At 44.3% G+C, this 19,210-nt stretch carries 20 protein-coding genes; 4 read left to right on the top strand and 16 right to left on the bottom strand.

The window, feature by feature from the left end:
- Positions 1-118: 118 nt before the first annotated feature.
- Genes CHY_RS02695 through tnpA form a run of 3 tightly spaced genes read right to left on the bottom strand, consistent with a single transcriptional unit; the run spans position 119 to position 2,913 of the window.
- Positions 119-937, bottom strand: coding sequence for an MBL fold metallo-hydrolase (locus tag CHY_RS02695; RefSeq protein WP_011343532.1), 819 nt, complete (start codon positions 935-937; stop codon positions 119-121).
- A 34-nt stretch (positions 938-971) separates the two neighbouring features.
- On the bottom strand, positions 972-2,456 hold the full coding sequence (locus CHY_RS02690; protein WP_083757239.1) for a hypothetical protein: 1,485 nt from the start codon (positions 2,454-2,456) through the stop codon (positions 972-974).
- Between the two features lie 58 nt (positions 2,457-2,514).
- Complete coding sequence (tnpA, locus tag CHY_RS12955; protein ID WP_041537619.1) at positions 2,515-2,913, bottom strand: IS200/IS605 family transposase; 399 nt, start codon at positions 2,911-2,913, stop codon at positions 2,515-2,517.
- A gap of 260 nt (positions 2,914-3,173) precedes the next feature.
- Here tnpA and CHY_RS02680 point away from each other — a divergent pair, with 260 nt between their 5' ends.
- Together CHY_RS02680 and CHY_RS02675 are read left to right on the top strand one after the other, a co-directional pair.
- Positions 3,174-3,800 carry a DUF47 domain-containing protein gene (locus tag CHY_RS02680; RefSeq protein WP_011343529.1) on the top strand — a complete coding sequence of 209 codons (627 nt, stop codon included), beginning with the start codon at positions 3,174-3,176 and terminating at the stop codon, positions 3,798-3,800.
- Entirely contained in the window at positions 3,793-4,788 is a 996-nt protein-coding gene (locus CHY_RS02675; protein ID WP_011343528.1) for an inorganic phosphate transporter, read from the top strand. Before CHY_RS02680 ends, CHY_RS02675 begins: the two co-directional genes overlap by 8 nt.
- Before the next feature lie 40 nt (positions 4,789-4,828).
- On the opposite strand, the gene CHY_RS12600 is transcribed toward CHY_RS02675, so the two are convergent.
- From CHY_RS12600 to CHY_RS02660, 3 genes are all read right to left on the bottom strand, one after another.
- Positions 4,829-5,500 carry a flavodoxin family protein gene (locus CHY_RS12600; protein ID WP_011343527.1) on the bottom strand — a complete coding sequence of 224 codons (672 nt, stop codon included), beginning with the start codon at positions 5,498-5,500 and terminating at the stop codon, positions 4,829-4,831.
- Between the two features lie 16 nt (positions 5,501-5,516).
- A complete protein-coding gene (locus CHY_RS02665; RefSeq protein ID WP_011343526.1) occupies positions 5,517-6,062 on the bottom strand; it encodes an O-acetyl-ADP-ribose deacetylase in 546 nt (181 codons plus the stop codon).
- Positions 6,063-6,236: 174 nt separating this feature from the next.
- Positions 6,237-7,817 carry a long-chain-fatty-acid--CoA ligase gene (locus CHY_RS02660; RefSeq protein WP_041537843.1) on the bottom strand — a complete coding sequence of 527 codons (1,581 nt, stop codon included), beginning with the start codon at positions 7,815-7,817 and terminating at the stop codon, positions 6,237-6,239.
- A gap of 71 nt (positions 7,818-7,888) precedes the next feature.
- Between CHY_RS02660 and CHY_RS02655 the strand changes: the two genes are divergently transcribed.
- Positions 7,889-8,155, top strand: a complete 267-nt coding sequence (locus tag CHY_RS02655; protein WP_011343524.1) for a hypothetical protein — start codon at positions 7,889-7,891, stop codon at positions 8,153-8,155.
- 10 nt (positions 8,156-8,165) lie between these two features.
- Here the strand turns inward: CHY_RS02655 and CHY_RS02650 are convergent, their stop codons facing one another.
- From CHY_RS02650 to CHY_RS02605, 10 genes are all read right to left on the bottom strand, one after another.
- Positions 8,166-9,173 (bottom strand): CaiB/BaiF CoA transferase family protein, encoded by a 1,008-nt coding sequence (locus CHY_RS02650; protein WP_011343523.1) that lies wholly within the window; start codon positions 9,171-9,173, stop codon positions 8,166-8,168.
- On the bottom strand, positions 9,170-9,856 hold the full coding sequence (locus tag CHY_RS02645) for a hypothetical protein (RefSeq protein WP_011343522.1): 687 nt from the start codon (positions 9,854-9,856) through the stop codon (positions 9,170-9,172). Before CHY_RS02645 ends, CHY_RS02650 begins: the two co-directional genes overlap by 4 nt.
- Positions 9,857-9,943: 87 nt before the next feature.
- On the bottom strand, positions 9,944-10,870 hold the full coding sequence (locus tag CHY_RS02640) for an aminopeptidase (RefSeq protein ID WP_011343521.1): 927 nt from the start codon (positions 10,868-10,870) through the stop codon (positions 9,944-9,946).
- Between the two features lie 16 nt (positions 10,871-10,886).
- The gene (locus tag CHY_RS02635; protein ID WP_011343520.1) at positions 10,887-12,305 is read right to left on the bottom strand and encodes an MFS transporter; all 1,419 of its coding nucleotides are present in this window, start codon (positions 12,303-12,305) and stop codon (positions 10,887-10,889) included.
- Positions 12,306-12,318: 13 nt separating this feature from the next.
- A complete protein-coding gene (locus CHY_RS02630) occupies positions 12,319-12,885 on the bottom strand; it encodes a hemerythrin domain-containing protein (RefSeq protein ID WP_011343519.1) in 567 nt (188 codons plus the stop codon).
- A 17-nt stretch (positions 12,886-12,902) separates the two neighbouring features.
- Positions 12,903-13,295, bottom strand: a complete 393-nt coding sequence (locus CHY_RS02625; protein WP_011343518.1) for a CoA-binding protein — start codon at positions 13,293-13,295, stop codon at positions 12,903-12,905.
- Between the two features lie 140 nt (positions 13,296-13,435).
- On the bottom strand, positions 13,436-13,987 hold the full coding sequence (locus CHY_RS02620) for a thymidine kinase (RefSeq protein WP_011343517.1): 552 nt from the start codon (positions 13,985-13,987) through the stop codon (positions 13,436-13,438).
- 12 nt (positions 13,988-13,999) lie between these two features.
- Entirely contained in the window at positions 14,000-14,314 is a 315-nt protein-coding gene (locus tag CHY_RS02615) for a DUF4387 domain-containing protein (RefSeq protein ID WP_011343516.1), read from the bottom strand.
- Positions 14,298-15,677, bottom strand: coding sequence for an acyclic terpene utilization AtuA family protein (locus CHY_RS02610; RefSeq protein ID WP_011343515.1), 1,380 nt, complete (start codon positions 15,675-15,677; stop codon positions 14,298-14,300). Before CHY_RS02610 ends, CHY_RS02615 begins: the two co-directional genes overlap by 17 nt.
- Positions 15,678-16,925 (bottom strand): methylaspartate ammonia-lyase, encoded by a 1,248-nt coding sequence (locus tag CHY_RS02605; RefSeq protein WP_011343514.1) that lies wholly within the window; start codon positions 16,923-16,925, stop codon positions 15,678-15,680.
- Between the two features lie 143 nt (positions 16,926-17,068).
- Between CHY_RS02605 and CHY_RS02600 the strand changes: the two genes are divergently transcribed.
- The gene (locus tag CHY_RS02600) at positions 17,069-19,087 is read left to right on the top strand and encodes a sigma-54 interaction domain-containing protein (protein WP_011343513.1); all 2,019 of its coding nucleotides are present in this window, start codon (positions 17,069-17,071) and stop codon (positions 19,085-19,087) included.
- Positions 19,088-19,210 lie beyond the last annotated feature (123 nt).

Below are 19,210 nucleotides of genomic sequence, written 5' to 3'. Positions count from 1 at the left end.
GCTGACCTACCCCCTTTTTAACTATGTTTGTTATAATAATAACTTTCATTTCTTACAAATTTCTTACACGGGTAATAAAAATTAAAAGGACCCAGTAACGGGTCCAGGTAAATTTTTGTTAAATTTCTTCCCCGTCCTTCCGGTCTCTAATTATTGACCGGACAAGGTTTAATGAAGAAAAAGAACCGCCGGAAACTATGGAAATAAAATGTTTCTTTTTAAACATTAGTTGGTTGATTTCCTTCAAACTAAATCCCCTGTCTGCCAAATCTAAGACCTTACCGGCTAAATCATCCCAGTAGTTAAGTTTTGCTCTTAATTTTTCTGAAGCCCCGGGGACATACCCGTTTAAACCGCAAAAAAGGATTTTAGGGTTTAAAGCTAACACCTTTTTTAAAGAATTTCTAATTTCCCAAAAATTTTCAGTATACATTAACAAGTTCTGGCGTTCCCCTAAGTACAGGTCTCCGGAAAATAAGTAACCGTTTTCCGGTTCATAAAAACAGACATGGTCCGGACTGTGCCCGGGGGTTTTTATTACTTCCAGGGTAAAATGCTGCGTTTCTACCAATTGGGGTAAAGGTAGGGCTTTGGCTTTTGCCGGTTCCCCCCAAGTTATCTTCCGGTAGAGCTCCATCTTTAATCTTCGCGGTTCCTGTAAAAAAGGTAGGCCCTTTTCTTCCACATACACTGGAATTTGCCATTTTTCTGCAGCCCAAACATTGCCAAAATGGTCTTCATGGGCGTGGGTTAAAATAACCTTATCAATATTTAATTCCTTGAGAAAAGAACTAAATTCAAAGCGGCAGTGCCAGCAACCGGTATCGATTAATACCCCATCAAAATAAAAAGCATGAACGGGATACAATAATTTGCCAAAGATGGTTCTTCCCATTTTAATTGCTAAAACTTCCCGAAATACCTTTGTTTTTAACATCGCGATATTACCTCTTTTCTGAGCCTCCCCAGGGCTAAAGCCCGGGGGTTCTGAGGGGAACCACCGCGACCTCTCCCGGGCTCTCGCTACCGCCATGAGACGGCGCTACAGCATCACGGGCCTCGGCTTTGGCTGTCCTCTCTTCCGCAGCGACCCCCTCTGTCCCCTTGCGGGGCTGTCCGGAGGAGCCGGACATTCGGGGGTTGGGGATACGGCCCGACGCCGCTTGCAGGAGCGGCTCCGCACCCGGCCACTGCCTCGCGGCAGTGCCCGCGTCGAGCTCGAAATCATTCTGCCCAACCTGTTCCACAAAACATGCCAGGTAGGCGCTGTAGAGGTCCCGCTGGCACTTTACACCGCATGAGCATATGTGCCAGCGCTCGGACAAAGACTTCTTCTTGTGTTCCCCGCAAACGCAGTAGCTGGAAAGGCCAACGCAAGTTTCTGTACCTTTGACTTTAAGCCGGGTGGGAAACTCCAGGACCTTCCCGCCAGCACTCTCAGCCTTGCGGGTGAGCTCCCGGAAGAACATCCCCGGCGCCCGGGTGTTGACGGACTTGCCAAACATCCTCTGCAGGGCGCGGTAGGAAAGCTTTTCAAATTTGAACACGTTGCCCATGCGCAGCGTCTCGTTGACCATCCTGCCAATGAGGCTCCTGCGGTGGGCGGCCAGCCTGCGCCAGAGCTCCGCCAGGCGGGCCTCGGTCTTGAGGTACGTGTTGGTCTTCTTCCACTGCTTCGGCCCTTTCCTTACCGTACCGTCGGGGTTGTAGTTCTCAGGGTTGTTGGCTCTGCGGGAACGGTCCAGCCTGCGCTGGAGCCTGCGTATTTCTGCTTCCTTCTTTGCAAGCTCCTCGCAAAAGCGATCCAGGCGCGCCTCTTTACTGTTGACACGGGCGATGATAGAGGGCCCTGCGTCGATGCCGACAGTCCCTTCTCCCAGGGCATTTTCAGGTTTCTGGTAGGGTGTGCCCTCGCAGATAAGCTGCGCGTAGAATCGGTTGCGGCCGTTTATTTTTCGCCTCACCAGGCGGACGTACTTGACCCGGCAGGAAAGAGCATGACAGATTACCGGTTCTTCTGGGTCGATAATGGCTGGTAGAACCAGGCCCCTCCAGACCACACGACCATTCCGCCACCGGATGCCCGCTCCGTTGCTCTTGCCCTCCACGGTGTCCATCTGGTTCTTGCCCTTGAAGCGCACCTTGCGTGCCTGTCCGAAAAGCACCCTTTGGGCGGCACGGAAGGCCCTGGTGCCCAGCTTCTGGGCCACGTGGACATCCAGGTGGTCGCCTATCCAGCAGGAGCGCCGTATCTTCACGGCGTAGTGCTGCAAAGCGGCGTCCGTGAAACCGTACTTTAGACAAGCTTCCCGGATCAGGGCCCTTCTTAGCTCTTTGTCCCCTGCTTTCCAGGCTTTCTGCCACAGCTTCGATTGTTGCACGAGCCCCACGCGCTTTAAAGCTTCCCCCAGGCAGGCGTTGTAGAGCTGCCGGGCTGCCTCCAGGCGGGCCAGCAAGGCTTTCTCCTGGGCGGGAGAGACCCGCAGGAGGAGCTCGCACACGAAGCTGGGCGTGCTAGACGTACTTTTGCTTCTCGATGTACTCGCGTAGGGTGGCACGGGGCGCACCTCCAACGGTAGCCACGAAGTAGCTGTTGGTCCAGAGGGTCGGCAGCCTCGACCTGAGCCACGGGAACTCCTGGCGTAGGATGCGGGAGGACCGGCCCTTCATGAGCTTCACCAGCCGGTGGATGCCGAACTGCGGGTCCACCTCTACCAGCAGGTGGACGTGGTCCGGCATGACCTCCAATTCAATAATTTCGGCCCTTTTCTCCCGTGCCACTTCAAAGAGGATCTCTTTGAGCCGCACGTCTACTCCATCTTTCAGGACGGGACGCCGGTATTTCGGGCACCAGACTACATGGTATTTGCAAGAATACATGATATTGTTGTTGGACTTAAATTTGCGCTTCATAAAATTATTATACCACAAGCGGCAATATAATTGTAGCCCATAAAAATTTGGCCGCCTTATCCCCAGCCCTAAAGGGCGGGGCCTGCGGCGGCCGTTTTTCGGTCAATTTGCCTATATTATACAACATATTTATTGAGGAGTTAATTTTATGTTAATAGATTGTAAACCCGCTTTAACATTTCCGGGGGAAGAAAGTAAAATAACAACGGAATCTTTACATTATTTTAAAAAAAAGATTAAGGAAGGAGAAAAGGGAGCCCATGATTTCCTTGAAGCCAAAGAAACCGGTTTTTTTCGAACTTTTCACCGAAAGCGCCAAATACGTGGTGGAAGGAGCAGAAGTTTTAGTCACAGCAGTTAATTCACCCTACTCGGCTCAGGAAAGTTTGTACAATTTAAAGGCCATTGAAAGCAAAGGGGATGAAGTGACCCGCACTCTTTTAGACAAACTTGACAAAAGCTTTTCCACCCCTATGGACCGGGAAGATATTATGAAAATTGCCACTAACTTGGATGATATTTTAGATTTTATCTACGCCACTTACCTTAAAATGGTTTTATATGACGCTATTAGCCCAACCCCAACGGCTTTAAAAATGGTAGAAGTAATTAACAAAGTAGCCCATCAAGTTTACGAAGCCGTTAAACTTTTAGACAATGTTCCCGGTCATCACGAAAAACTAATTGAACTTTGTATGGAAATAAACCGTTTAGAAAGTGTGGGCGATGAAATTTTCCAGGAAGGTACTTCTTATTTGTTTAAAAATGTCAAAGACCCCATTGAACTGATTAAGTGGAAGGAAATATACGAACATATCGAAGAACTTTTAGATTTATGCGAAGATTTAGGAGATTTAATTAAAGGGGTAGTCTTAAAGTATGCTTAGTACGCTTACCTTAGTGGTCATTGTAACCATCTTGGCACTAACCTTTGATTTTGTTAATGGTTTTCACGATACTGCCAATGCCGTAGCAACTTCGGTCACCACCCGGGCCCTTTCCCCAAAGCAGGCGGTTCTATTAGCCGGTGTTTTAAATTTTGTCGGTGCGGTATCCGGTACCGCAGTAGCCAAAACCATCGGTAAAGGAATAGTTCAGCCCAGCGCCATTAACCAGTACGTTATTATTGCTGCTTTAGTTGGAGCAATAACCTGGAACCTTATCACCTGGTATTATGGACTGCCCAGCAGTTCTTCCCACGCTTTAATCGGGGGATTAATTGGGGCCACCATTGCCGGTACCGGTGTCAAAGCTTTACTTATTAAAGGAATATTAGAAAAAGTTCTGCTGCCATTGGTTTTATCACCAATTATCGGTTTTTCCATAGGATTTATTATTATGACTTCTTTTTTCTGGATTTTTGATAAAGCGGCACCTTTTCCCCTGAACATGAAGTTTAGAAAACTCCAGGTGTTATCCGCCGCTATGGCTTCCTTTTCCCACGGTTCCAACGATGCGCAAAAATCGATGGGAATTATAACTTTAGCTCTTTTTAGTGCAGGATATCTTACAACTTTTGAAATTCCCCTCTGGGTAAAGCTCGCCTGTGCTTTGGCAATGGGTTTTGGGACTTATTCTGGCGGCTGGCGAATCATCAAGACTATGGGCAGTAAAATCTTCCGCATTGAACCGGTAAACGGTTTTGCCGCAGACCTTTCATCGGCCATCACCATTTACGGTTCTTCCCTCCTGGGAGCTCCGGTTAGCACCACCCATGTGGTGGCTTCTTCGATTTTAGGTGTAGGTTCTGCCAAAAGATTTAGCGGGGTTAACTGGGAAGTGGGTAAAAACATCGTAACGGCCTGGGTGTTAACAATACCAGCGGCAGGATTGATGGCTGCTCTCATGTACCAGCTAATTTCCTTATTAAAGTAAAAAAGGAAGGGCGAAAAACCCTTCCTTTTTTATATTTCACTCACAGGGTCAAAATCTTTTGCCCAAATTCCCGGGCAAGGTTCAGATATTTTTGGTGCAAATCAAGATATTCCTTAATTTTTTCTTCAGGGTTATCATAATTATATTTTATCAGCATCTTTTCCAACTCTTCGGGGCCAAAGCCTATCTGCCCTTTGGCCCCAACTCCGGTAACTGCCAGTTCAAACACCTCTCCACCGTTTAGTTCCGGTCTTACAAAAAACTTTAAATACCTAAGAACTCCATCGCACGATTCAGGTCTTCCGGCCGCTGCTACGGCAAAGATAAAAACCCGCCGCTTTTTATGGGGTAAGCGGCTTTGCGAACGCAAACTTGCACCATCATAACTGACCTTATGAATTAAACCCGACAAGCGGTCAAACAAAACCTTTACCTGGCCGGGTAAATGGTTACCGTAAACCGGCGCTCCAATAATGTAGGCATCGGCTTCCGCCATTGCCCTGGCCACCACCAGGATATCATCTTCCTCTAAGCTGCAATCACCGGTACCCCGGCACTCCATACAACCCCGACACGGATTGATGTAGAGCTGATCAATATTAAACTTCTCCACTTCCCAGCCAGCTTCCCTGGCAGGCTTTAGTGCTTCCTCAATTAAAATGTCGGTATTACTCCCCTCCCGCGGGCTTCCCATTAAAGCAAAAACTTTCATCTTCCTTCTCCCTTCTTTACTTTAAATAGGCTTCCAGAGCCTCCTGGTAGGCAGCATAAGTAATTTCGTCAAACAGCACAAAAACCACGGTAAAATCTTCCGGTTCTCCTTCTAAAAACTCTATCACAGCTTTCAGGGCTACCCTCGCCGCATCCTTAACTGGGTAACCATAAGCTCCCGTGCTTATTGAAGGAAACGCAATCGTCTTGACATTTAACTGCTTTGCTAATTTCAGGGAATTTAAATAGGCGTTCCTTAAAGTATTTTCCTCACCCTTTTGGCCACCACGGTAAATGGGCCCTACGGTATGAATTACGTACTTTGCCGGTAAATTTCCGGCGGTTGTGGCTACCGCTTCCCCGGGAGGTAAAACACCTATTTTATTAATTATTTCCCGGCATTCTTCCATAATTTTCGGCCCACCGGCCCGGTGAATGGCCCCATCAACCCCACCTCCACCGGCAAGCCTTGAATTAGCAGCATTAACAATAGCATCAACCTTTTCTTTGGTTATATCACCAAGTTTTAAAATAATTTTCGAATTCCCAACTTTTTTCTCCATACTCTCACCCTTATTTTTAATTCGGCAATTATCGTAAAAATTCCTTTATTTTTACTAAATTAAAAGCGCACAAAATTAAATCACCGGTATATACCGGTGATTTTAAAAAAGCAACGGGTAAATTGGCACCACTTAGTATGGTATTATTCCCATTAAAAATCTGCTTTTATACTTTTATACTTTTTCCCTTTCGTTCGGGTTTTTAAGCAATAAATCATGATATTTTTCCCGCAGTAATTTTTTGGCTACTTTACCTACCGAATTACGGGGCAACTCCCGTAAAAAAAGTATGCGGTCGGGAACCCAGAAGGAAAGAAGTTTACTCCGCAAATAACTTAGAAGTTCTTCTTCGGTTACCTTTGCCTGTTCCCATAGAGTCACAAAGGCTACCGGTCGTTCCTGCCAGAGGGGATGGGGTAAACCTACCACCGCCGCTTCTTTTACATCGGGGTGGGACAGAAGATATTTCTCCACCGCCACCGAGGAAATCCATTCCCCACCGCTTTTTATTACATCTTTTTCCCGGTCGCAAAACTCAATATACCCTAACGCATCAATTTTAACTAAATCAAAAGTTCTAAACCAGCCATCCACAAAAGCTTCCCGGGTATGCTTTTCATCATTGTAATATTCCCGGGCAAGCCAGGGACCTTTTAACCAGAGCTCGCCAATGGATTCCCCATCCCAGGGCACATCCTTTCCATCTTTGCCCACCACCCTTACCTCAACGCCAGGAGCGGGAAGGCCGATTTTTAGCTGCTGTTTTTTCTTTTCTTCTTCGCTAAGATGGACGAGGGTTGATTTCTGGTAATTACTTGCTACAAAAGGCGCGGTTTCGGTAAGTCCATAGACCTGACGAACTTCAACACCATATCGGGCAAATCCCTCAATAATTTCTCTGGTAAGGGGAGCTCCACCCACCAGAACAGTTCGCAGGCTTCCCAAATCAATATTTTCGCTTTGCGCTGCTTTTAAAATTTCCTGGAAAACGGTAGGTACTCCTGCAGCTAAACTTACTTTTTCTTCAGAAATTATTTTAGCTAAAAATTGCCCTTTAAAATTTCCCCCGGGTAAGACCATCGTAGCACCTACCATTGCCGCAGCATAAGGAATTCCCCAGGAATTTACGTGAAACATCGGAACCATGATTAATATTCGTTCTTTCTCCGATATGCCAAAACTATCGGTCATGCAAAGAGCCATGCTTTGCAGATACAGGTCCCGGTGAGAATACATTACGCCTTTGGGAGTCCCGGTGGTTGCGGTGGTATAACATAATTTTGCCGGAAGGTCTTCCGGAATTTGGTCAAAATTTTCGGCAAAAGAAACAAAATTTGTAAAAACCGCGTCTAAAGGTAATATTTGTTGCACTCTCTGAAGTTCGCTTTTTATTTCCGCCACTAAAGGCAAAAATTCCTTTTCCACAAATAAAACTTCATCTTCAGCGTGATTTATGGTATAAAGCATTTGCTCTTTGCTGTACCGTAAATTTACCGGGTGTAAAACTGCTTCGGAGCAAGGCACCGCATAATAAAGCATTAAATGGGCTAAATTATTCCAGGCAAAAACCCCTACCCGACTTCCTCTTTTAACCCCCAGAGCTTTTAAATAACCAATTAAAGCCAAGACCCGGGAGTAAAACTCTCTATAAGTTATCTCCTTTCGCTCCAGAGCTTCATAAGATACGATGGTTTTTTCCCCAAAGTAGCTGGCAGCGCGCTTTAATATCTTCCCCAAATTTAACTGAAAGTTCATAAAACCAAAACCTTTCATTATAATATTGTAAATTTTGTAAATTTATGTTACAATTTCCTTGGGGTGTTAAAATGGATAGAAAAATGTTATTAAGTATCAAGTTAAACAAAATTGAGAAAGAAATCAAGCGGCAAGAAAATCTATACCGTATCCTTCACGGCAATTTTCCGGTATTTAAAATAAATCAAAAAGCTTATATTCCCATGTCCTGGTTAAACGAATACTGGGAAAACTTTTACAAGCTAAATGAAAACCTCTTTTTGGAAAGAAAAAGGCTTATGGAGGAGTTAAACATTACCACAAAAATTATCCCTTTTACCAAAAGAAAAATATCTTAAACACGTCAACTTACCTTTCTACCCGGAAAAATCCCAGAGCTTTCTCGCTACCTTCCACCACATCGGAGGTTGCAATATCCTTTAGCTCTTTCACAGGAGTCAGACAACAATCTACATCCTTAAAAAGCTTCTCCACCTCAATTAATGTCAAATTAGCAAAGATAGCGCAAACTTCGTCATAGTACCGGTTTCCCTTGACCGCCGGGGTAAACTGCCCCGGTTTTAAATCTTCCCGCCCAAGAGCCCTTAAAAAATTTAACCAGAACTTTTCTTCCAAAGCTCCCAGGGCTAAGTACCCATCTTTAGCTCGATAGATATTGTAGCAAACTACCCCACCTTTTAAGATTCCTTTACCCGGGCCCGGAACTTTATTTTTTTCACCGTAAACGGCGGCAGCCAGTACACCCCAGCTTTTCATAAGCTCTGCCATTCCTATTTGGATATACATCCCCTGTCCCGTAAGTTGCTGATAATATAAGCCACCCATCACCAGGGAGCTCAAGGCAAGTCCTCCGGCAAAATCAGCAATTGGTGCTCCAAGGATCACCGGTCCATCCTTATAGGTATCCCCCAGGATTCCACTTTGCGCCAGATAGTTTATGTCATGTCCCGCTTTTTCTGCCTCCTCGGACCCCTCCAGATAGCCCCCCAGGTTAATGTAAATAAGCTTTGGATTTATTTCTTTAAGCCTCTTAAAACCTATGCCCAAACGTTCCATAACCTTGGGGCGAAAGCTTTCCACTAAAACATTAGCCTCCTTAACTAAATCTAAAAATTTTTCCCGATCACTGGCATCTTTAAGGTTTAAATAAATTTTTTCTTTATCGGCGTTTAAGACCCGATAAATAAATGACTCCTTGCCATCAGAACTAAACATACTTTTTAAATAGTCCCCGACCACCGGTTCTTCAATTTTGATCACCTTCGCCCCGTACGCTGCCAATAGAAACGTACCATAGGGACCGGGTAAAAGGCGGGTTAAGTCCAAAATTAGCGGCTGGTCGTGAAGTAAATTCAAGCTTTTTTCCCCTCCCTGGCTTGGCCCTTAAGCTGTTGATACAAAGCCGATCTTTTAAATCCGGCAATTTTGGAAAGTTCAGCTTTCTGGCCGTTATTAAGTTTAAGACTTAGTTCAATAATTTTTTCCTCCAAGGAAGATAAATCAAGGTAGGGATACACCGCTTTAAAATTAAAAGCTTTATAAGTCGCAATCATTAAAAATTTTTTAAACAAAAAAGATATTTGTCCTGCATCCAAAATTTTTAAGCTTTTATAAAATTCTTCGCCAAAAAGCTCACTGAATTTTTTAACCGTAGCCGCTTCTACTTTTCCCTCACTAATTCCATCCTGTAGCAGTTTATATCCCAAAGCCAGGCCGGCAAAGCCTTTACCTTCATTTTCCTGCAAATACCACAAAAAAGGTTCCCGAACAAAGATTTCTAAAAGTTTTTCTTTCCTTAAACCGGCCGGAAGCACGGGATAATCGCCCCGAACGTACATTTTTATTGGCGTTGCATGGCTTTGCATAGTGGATATAGCATAGAGCAGCGAAGAAAGCTCAACAGCTCCCAAAAGCCTTCCCTTATAGCCTACCAGGGGATAAATTAACTGCGGGTAGCGAATGAGATAATTAAAGCCGGTTCTTAAACAGTCATCTTCCACAAAGTAGACAACACCTTTAACCTGATGAACCATCCGCATAAAAAAACCCCCTGTATAAATTTTAGGGGATTCAATGTCAATATTCATCTTTTTTGGGGTAAACGGTCGTTTTTTGCCCCCAAACGGTCAAATTAAAAGCTTACCTTTCTTGATAATTACATTCCCATCTAACGCTACCGTAGGCTGAGTAATGATTAAATCCAGGTGAAAGCGAACATCGTTTTCGCCGCCAAAGGATAAATTATTGCCAAGGGCTAAGTGGACCGTTCCCATTGCTTTTTCCGCTTCCAGGGGAATACTTTCTATATGTGCCTGCTCGTTACTGCCAATCCCAAACTCACCGATAAGGCGAGCTTTCTCTCCGTACTGATTAAAATACTCCTCCAGCACCGTACTCCCGGGCCCCTCAACACTCACCACCCGGCCGTCTTCCACCCGAACAATCAAGGGGTGAGGTCCAAAAAGCTTTTTTCGGCCATCCACCACCAAAACCCCTGAAGTTCCCTCTAAGACCGGTGCCAAAGATGCTTCCCCCGCCGGAAAATTGCCAAAATTACCGGGCTCGGTAAAGTTTCCGATATCCAGCAAGCCTTCTTTCCCCCGAATATTTACCGTAAAATTGGTCCCAAGGGAAGAGGTTATTTTGACTTCAGAAGCACCGGTTAAAAGGTCCGCCAAAGTTTTCGTTCTGGCCGCCAATTTTTCGTAATCCGCCTGAGCAGCTCTTTTAAAGATTTCCGAAGTTATTTTGGGAAGACTGGCAATTCTTGCTCCTGCCTCACAAGCCTTTACCCTTAAGGGATGGTGAGAATAAGATTTTTCGGTTAAAAAGACAACTACGTCCGCCCCGACCAGACGGTCTTCGATATCCGGAGGAAGCTCCGAATCATAAATTTTTACCAGGCCCAAATCGGCTTTAAACATGACGGCAGTTTCGGAAAGAGCCCGCGCCAGCTCTTCCCGTTTATTATCAAAAACAATTATTACTTTTTCAAAGGGTTTTAAATTAAAGTTTTTCCGCCAGAAGTTTTTCGCCAGTTCTTTTAAGGCCATAGTAAACACTCCAGAATTATTTTTGTAAAAGCTTTTCTTTTCGCCCCCGGGATCTTACCAGTGAAGCTGCAGCCGACAACAGGGCAATAAAAGCGCCCACTAAAAATGCTTCCCTAAAAGCTAAAACAAAGGCTTTTACGGTTGCAAGTTCTTTAGTATAGTGATTTTGCAAATAATAAGTTAAATAATAAGTACGCCGGCCGGTAAACACGGCCCCGGCAACGGCTACTCCCATTACCATTCCGACATTGCGCATTGTCGCCAGAAACCCGGAAGCGGTTCCCAGGCGATTTTTCGGCACACTCCCCATTATAGTGCTGTTGTTGGGCGACTGAAAAATGGCACTGCCAAGCCCGATTAACATTAAAGATAAGATAATTATGCCAACTGTTGTCTCGCTATTTAAACGGGAAAGGGCAAATAACCCTAAAGCCATAACCGTCATTCCCAAAGGGGCTAAAACCTTCGAACCGATTTTGTCGGAAAGGCTTCCGCTTAAAGGAGCTACAATCATTGTTAGTAACGGATGCACCGACATTACCATTCCTGCTTTTTCGGGAGTAAAATGTCGCAACTGTTGCAGATAAATCGGCATTAAAAACACCACTTGATACAAGGCAACATAGCTTAAAAAAGCACTTAAGTTACTAAACGAAAAATCACGATTTTTAAATAAGCCCAAATCCACCATTGGTTCAGAAACCTTTTTTTCGGTGTATAAAAACAAAAGAAAAGCCAGGATTGAAATAACCAAGGCACCAATCATTAAGGGATGGGTAAAGCCGTATTTTTCAAAAAAGGTAAGAAGGATTAAAAGGCTTCCAAGACCAAGAAAGCTTAAAAAAGCCCCGAGAAAATCAAAGGAATGTTTTTCCCGCGTGAAATCGTTCTTAATTATTTTAAAGGCCAAAATACTCCCAATTAATCCAATAGGGAGATTAATAAAAAACACGGAACGCCACCCGAAAAAGTGAGTTAAAAATCCCCCGGCAGAAGGCCCAAAAGCCAGAGCTGCAGCCACCATCATGCCATTAATCCCCAAAGCCTTTCCCCGTTCCTGCGATGGAAAAACTTCGGTAACAATTGCCGGCGCCATGGCCATCATCATCCCTGCGCCAAGGGATTGGATAACCCGCGCTCCTATTAAAAAACCAAGGGTCGGGGAAAGACCGCATAACAAAGAACCAACAGTGAAAACTACAAAGCCCGTAACGTAAACCAATTTTTTACCGTACAAATCCCCCAGGCGTCCATAAGTCAGCAAAAGAGTGCTGATGAAAAGAAGGTAAATTAAAATTACCCATTCTCCGGTCGCTAAACTTGCCTTAAAATCTTTAATTATTGAAAGAAGGGCAATATTCACAACGCTGGCATCCAGTGGCGCCATAAAAGTCCCAAGAGCCACTACCCACATTACTCTCCACCGGTACTCCATAAAAACCTCCAGGTTAATTTTTCTTTATATCCAGTAAATGTTCAAAACGTTCCACTAACTGGGTAAATCTTAGCACCGTGTCTTCGGGAAATCTTTCCCTTTCAACTTCCGCATAGTTCTGGTTTACCCTTTCCTTTAAGCTATCGCTCATAAGGCGTTCAGCCACAGGAAAAAGCCCCTCATTTTCCTTTAAAATATGCTGCCGTAAGAGCCTTACATAGTCGCGGGCAGCTTCCACCACTGCCGGTATTGCTCCGTCATCCCCATCCATGTACTGCTCTGCTGCCTCATCCAGGCGCCCCACAAACCTTCGCCCGAGTTTGTGCTCTAAATTTAAAAGCTCCTGAGGGCTGTTTTCTTCCGGCATTCCCGCTTCATACAGAGCAGGGAAAAACACATCTTCTTCTTTGCCGTGATGAAAGCGATCAGCAAACTCCCGGATAAAAATAACCGCTCCGGTAAATACTTCCGGCGGAACAAACTCTCCCCGGGAAAGCTTGTCCGCTCCGGTTTCTAAAATATCTAACATTCTCAAGATAAGTTCATGTTCCTTTACCATTACCTCGGTGCAATTGGCCATTTAACCTTCACCCCTTTTTAAGGGAAATTTTTAAGATATTCTTTTTTGATACAGCGATCGGCAATAACAATTAAACCGGCAGCTTCGGCAATTTCCTTAGCTTCCGGGCTATTTACTCCCTCCTGCTGCCATAAAACCTTAGCACCAATAGTCACGGAAGACTTAGCTATTGCCGGTACTTCTTCAGTCTTGCGAAAAACATCCACAATTTCCACCGTTTCTGGAATTTCTTCTAAAGACCTATAAGCTTTTTGGCCAAGAAAACTATCCAAGTTAGGATTTACAGGAAAAACCCTGTACCCTTTTTCCATTAAAAATTTTGCTACCTGATAACTCGGGCGTTCCGGCTTATCGGAAACCCCTACCACCGCAATATTTTTAAAACGGGTCAAAATTTCTCTAATGTCCATACTACCCCTTCTTTCTTAAAATAATCATGAGGGGTAAATTTTCAATCTGCCCCTCAATTATAAAATATCATGCAGCGAATATCTAAAGCACCCCCACGGCTGTTCCCGGGAAAAATGCCGTTACTACGAGCGGTAGCGTTCTACCGCTCTTCTTTTTTCTTGGCATAATAACAGCGGTAACACAGGGCGATGTAATTTTTGTCTCCAACCACTATTTGTTCCTTCTCCCCCGATAAACGATATGATATCGTAGCTTCCTCTCCGCATTCAAAACAAACGGCTTTTAATTTATCCACCCTGTCAGCCAGAGCTAACAGTTTCGGCATTGGGCCAAAAGGATTTTCGTAAACATCCAAATCCAAACCGGAAACCACCACAATTTTCGAACGCCGGCGCAAATTTAAACAGGTATCCACCAGTTCGTCACTAAAAAATTGAGCTTCATCAACTAAAACCGCATCATAATCTTTTGCTAAATCCCAGATTACCTCAAAAGCAAAATTTTGAACCGGGTAGGATTCCAGTTCAAACCCGCTCCTACTGACTATTTTTTTATGCCCGAAGCGATTATCCAGAGCATGGTGAAATGCTATTACTTTTTTCTTAGCATACATAAGCCGCAAGGCTCTGCGCACCAGTTCCTCCGATTTCCCGGAGAACATTGGACCGGTAATGACCTCAATTCTCCCCATTTTGCCTCTCCTTTACAGTTCAAGTTCTGCATTTAAAAGCGGTGCATGCTGCTGGGCCCCGTAAATATCGGTTTCTCCCAGGTGTCCTGCTGGCAGGGGACGTACTATAGTAAACTTCACCGCCAGTGCCGGATCAAAATAATAAATACCTATTATTTTGTCTTCAGAAATTTTATAAAGCCTTTTTATTAATTCGCTATTAATAGCTTTTTTCCCTTTAACCTTTTCGTAAATTTCCTTATCTTTAAAAATAATGTCAAAAGTAAGCTCAAAAGGTCCGGAGTTTTTACTCCGGATTACTTTGGCAATATCAATAAGTTTTACCACCGCCTCTACCTCCTATTTCAATGTGTTCGATGGGAAAAAGCTTTTCCGGATCTTCCACTTCCACCAAATGGTGGATGGAGAAATTATAAACATCGCCAACCGGAATATCCGAAGGAGAGAAGGAAAACGCCAGATTTCCGGCGGTGGAAATTCGCCCGGGAAAACCAAAATGGAGCATGGTACTGCGGGTAAAACTTAATATCTGTTCGGCAGTATTTTTATCTTCCGCCACCACATCCATAACAATCCCAATTTCATGGGAAAGCTTGTTTTCCGGCTCTAACGCCCCCATAACACCGTTTATCCCGTAAGCTATAAAGTTTAGATAATACTTTCCCGCAAGTTCTGGAAAATTATCTTCCACCCGTTTTTTTACCCCTGATGCTATGGACTGGAAATTTTCAATAAATTTCGGGTCCCTGCTGCCGGCAATGCTAATGGCCCGGAATCCTACTCTTTTTACGCCCTCAATTTTCAGGTAGTAATTGGGGGTTTTAATGAATTTAGTACCGGTAACCCTCACCGTCCGGTCATCTACTGCTTGAAAGTTCACCTGGGAGAGGTCAAGCTTACCACCCGGACCGTGTAACTCAAAGGGACTAGTTTTTTCATAAAGGGAATGGGCAGATACCGAAAGGGGTGTAGCCCGCCGTTCGGGATTTAAGGGGTAAACTACAAATCCTTCCCGGTCAAGTTCCCCCATCAAGCAGTCGCTGCCGCTGCCCGGTTCGGTAGCAATCGCCGCACATTCCAGTATTTTCCCCAAATGCAGGGATAAACCCACATCAAAACCGTGGGCCACCGGATAGGCAGCAAAAACCGCCGGGTCAAAAGCTCTTCCCGCCACGATTACCTGAGCACCGGCTTTTAACGCTTTGATAAACGGCTCCATTCCCGCCTGGGCCACAATCCGCACCGCTTCCTCAATTTCCTCAATGGTTAAATCCGGTAAATTTCCTAACGGTTTGGTTTTCCTTTGTCTAACTTTATCTTTTAACCACTCTTTATCTATTTCGGTATCAATAACCGCCATTTTAAAGGAAAGATCATTTTCAAAAGCCAGTTCTTTGATAATTTCTACTACTTCCATTAAATGAACCCTGCCGCCGGCTCCCCCGGCAGTACCAATTAACAGCGGAATATTTAGTTCCACACAAGCTTTAAGCATGTAATAAAGGTCCCTTTTTACCGCAGCCCGCTGGGTAAACGATTTTCCGGCTCCTAAATAATACGGTCCGGGGTCGACCGAACCAGCATCAACAGCGATAACATCTGGCTTTTTTTCCAATCCAGCTTCAAAAGATTTAACCGGAAAGCCGTACCCCAAAATAGCGGTAGGGGATAGGATTTTCACCTTTTCCATTTATTTACCTCCTCGCCTCTTTAACAGGGCAATTGCTCGCTGCATTTCATTATAAACAATCATTAACCCTTCATCCAACCCCATCCCGGGTTTGGCTAACATCTGGTCCGGGCGGGTTGCCAGAGCCAAATGTACCGAAATTTGCGCTGAGCGGTCGGTTTCGTTGCAGGTACCTCCCAGATATGCACCTATACCCTTCATTTTGGCGTAAAGCACCGCCTCCACAACGTTGTTTATCCCGCCCAAGTCGGGAGTTTTAATCTGAACCATATGTCCCGCTTTATGGTCAGCAAATAATTTAATGTCTTCCAAGGTATTACACCATTCATCGGCCACAATTTCCACGGGAATCCCTCTTCGGTCAATTATTTCCCTTAACTTAGATAGAGCCTCGATTTGCCCCCAGAGGCTTCCCATATCTACCGGTCCTTCAATTCTAAGCTTAAAGGGAGCCGCCTCATGAGCTAAAGTTGCAAGGTAACCGGCAATTTTCTCAAGGTCATTGGCAAAAATTAAACCGACGGTACCATAAACGTCAATATGAATCACCGGACGATATTCATCACCAGCCAGCTCAAATATCCTTTTTTTCAACCACTTTATGTAAGCTAAAAGCTTTTCCCCCTGCCGCCCTAATTTTTCCTCCACGTTATTAATAAGGGCATGGGGTAAAACGTCGGCTCTTTTAATAATTGCCTTATCGGCATTGGTGTATAGGTCATCGCCGGTTTGAACAAAAATCGGTACCGGCTCGGGAATCACCGGTAGCTGATATTCCTCCGCTATCACTTCCGCCATAAGCTTTTTTTGCGCCCGGGCTACGCCATCTAAAAGCGCCTGGGTTAGCCCGTATCTTAAAGCGGTATGTAAAGGTTTTCCGTTAACCGTTAGCTCCCGGTCAAAAATATGAGCAAGGTTTCTAAAACTATTTAACTCAAGCCCAATTAACTTCGGGCGTATTTCATTTTCCAGGATCGGCAAAAACTCTTCAGCAGTAAAAAGAGGGTCCCGACCTCCCGTTCCCGAATACTGCACCGCCGCACAATCGCCATACGCCACTTCCCCATTTTCCAAAACAAGCATAACCAGAATTGCTTCACCCTTCTGGCGAATCCTTTTGTAACCGGGAGTTTGGGGGTTCCCTTCATACCAGAACCCGTTATGTACCGCACCTTTTTTAATGGCCTCTTGATCATCAAAATAAAAACCGGTAAGTCCTGGCGCAAAAAGAGCATCGATAATTTTCATTTTTATCTCCCTCCAGAAATGCTTCTAAAAACATCTTACCCCCACCCCAAATCCCTATGCAAGGGTTTGACGAAAAATAGAGGTTTAAAGATTTTTCCGGCGAATATATTAAGGAAAAACAATTTATTTTACAGGGTGAGATAATGGAAGCAATTAAGATCCTTCTTTTAGGTTTAGGGCAGGGCGGAACCAGATTTTTAAAAATTCTTGGTAAAAAAAGTAATTTAAAGCTTATGGCAGTAGAAAAAAACCCGGAAGCTTTGGGGGTCAAAATTGCCAAGGACTTAAATATCCCGGTTTTCTCAACCCTTGAGGAAGGGCTAACGAAAGCTCCCAATCTTATTATTGACACCACCGGCGACCCCCAAATCGAAAAAACTTTAAAAAACTTAAAGGAAAATATCCCTTATCTTAGCGGCTATATCGCTAAACTTTTTATATCTTTAGCTGATGAACTTTTTTACCAGGAAAAAGAGCTTGAAGCCATAATTAACTCCGCCCACGACGGTTTAATTGCGGTAAACCGTGAAGGAATTATTACCTGGTTTAATAGCGCTGCCGAAAAAATTACCGGGATAAACCGCAACCAGGCACTGGGAAAATACGTCGTTGACGCCATCCCTAACACCCGGCTGCACGTTATCCTCAAAACCGGCAAAGCCGAAATCAACCAGTTTCAAGACTTGGGACAAGCAAAAATTATTACCAGCCGGATTCCTCTCTTCAATGAATTTGGAGAAGTAATCGGTGCCTTTGCTATTTTTAAAGATATTACTGACATGCAAAAGTTAGCCGAGGAATTAACCAACCTTCAGGAAATTAAAACCTTATTAACTTCAATTATTGATTGTACGCAAGACGCTATCTCGGTGGTCGATGAACGGGGTTACGGGCTTTTAATCAATAAAGCCTATTCCGAACTTACCGGACTTACCGAAAAGGATGTCATCGGTAAACCGGCAACGGTTGATATTGCCGAAGGGGAAAGTGTTCATTTTCGAGTACTACAGGAAAAAAGGCCGATAAAAAATATCACGATGAAAGTCGGTCCCTTAAAAAAGGAAGTGGTGGTTAACGCCGCACCCCTAATTGTCGACGGCACCCTAAAAGGAAGCGTCGCCGTTATTCACGATGTCTCGGAATTAAAAAGACTTACCGAAGAAATCGATCGGTTAAAGCGTTCCCTTGCTTCGAGCGCCCGCTACACCTTTGATGATATAATAGGAGAACATCCCTTACTAATTTCAGCTATAGAGCTTGCCAAGTTAGCAGCCCAGACTTCCGCTACTGTCTTGCTGCGCGGCGAGTCCGGAACCGGTAAGGAACTATTTGCCCACGCTATCCATAACCAGAGTCCCAGGGCAAAAAAACCTTTTATCCGGATCAATTGCGCCGCCTTAACCGAAAGTCTTTTAGAAAGTGAACTTTTTGGCTACGAAGAAGGGGCTTTTACCGGGGCTAAAAAAGGCGGTAAAAAAGGTGTCTTTGAAGAAGCCAATGGGGGAACTCTGTTTTTAGATGAAATCACCACTCTCTCCTCCAATTTGCAGGCTAAACTTTTGAGAGTTCTTCAGGAAAAGGAAATTGTACGGGTAGGCGGTAATCAGCCAATTCCGGTAGATGTAAGGATTATCGCTGCTACCAATTTAAACTTAGAAGAAGCGGTAAAAAATAAAACCTTCCGGGAAGACCTTTATTACCGGATAAACGTAATCCCCATTAATTTACCGGCTTTACGAGAACGTAAAACCGATATCCCCGCTTTAGCCCGGGCTATTGTCCAAAAACTTAACAGGGAATACGGCCGCAATATTAAATTTATTGATCCGGAAGTTTTCCGCTATTTAATGAGTTATTCCTGGCCGGGAAATATCCGGGAACTTGAAAATTATTTAGGGCGGGCGATGTTAAAAGTATCCCTGGCCGAAAATCGCTTGGGCCCCGAACATCTGCCCAAGCTTTTTGAAGAAACTCCCCAAACTTCTTTTTCTAAAACCCAAAGCTCCGACTTAAACTTAAAGAAACTGACCCGGGAATTTGAAAAATCGGTGGTTAAGGAAGCTCTCGAAAAAGCTAAATATAACAAAACCAAAGCAGCCCAGCTTCTTGGAATAACTCCCCGCAGTTTGTATAACAAGCTAAAAGAGTTTGACCTTTTATAAGTATCTTCTTTCCGGAAATTTTTTTCACATTATCTGAATTTTATTTCAACAATCGGATAAATCCCTTTTATTAATAAATGGCACGCTTTTTGCGTGTCTTTTTTATTGAAAATTTTTAAAATA

Source organism: Carboxydothermus hydrogenoformans Z-2901 (genome assembly GCF_000012865.1).
Lineage (GTDB): Bacteria > Bacillota > Z-2901 > Carboxydothermales > Carboxydothermaceae > Carboxydothermus > Carboxydothermus hydrogenoformans.
This window is presented reverse-complemented; position numbering and strand designations above follow the sequence as displayed.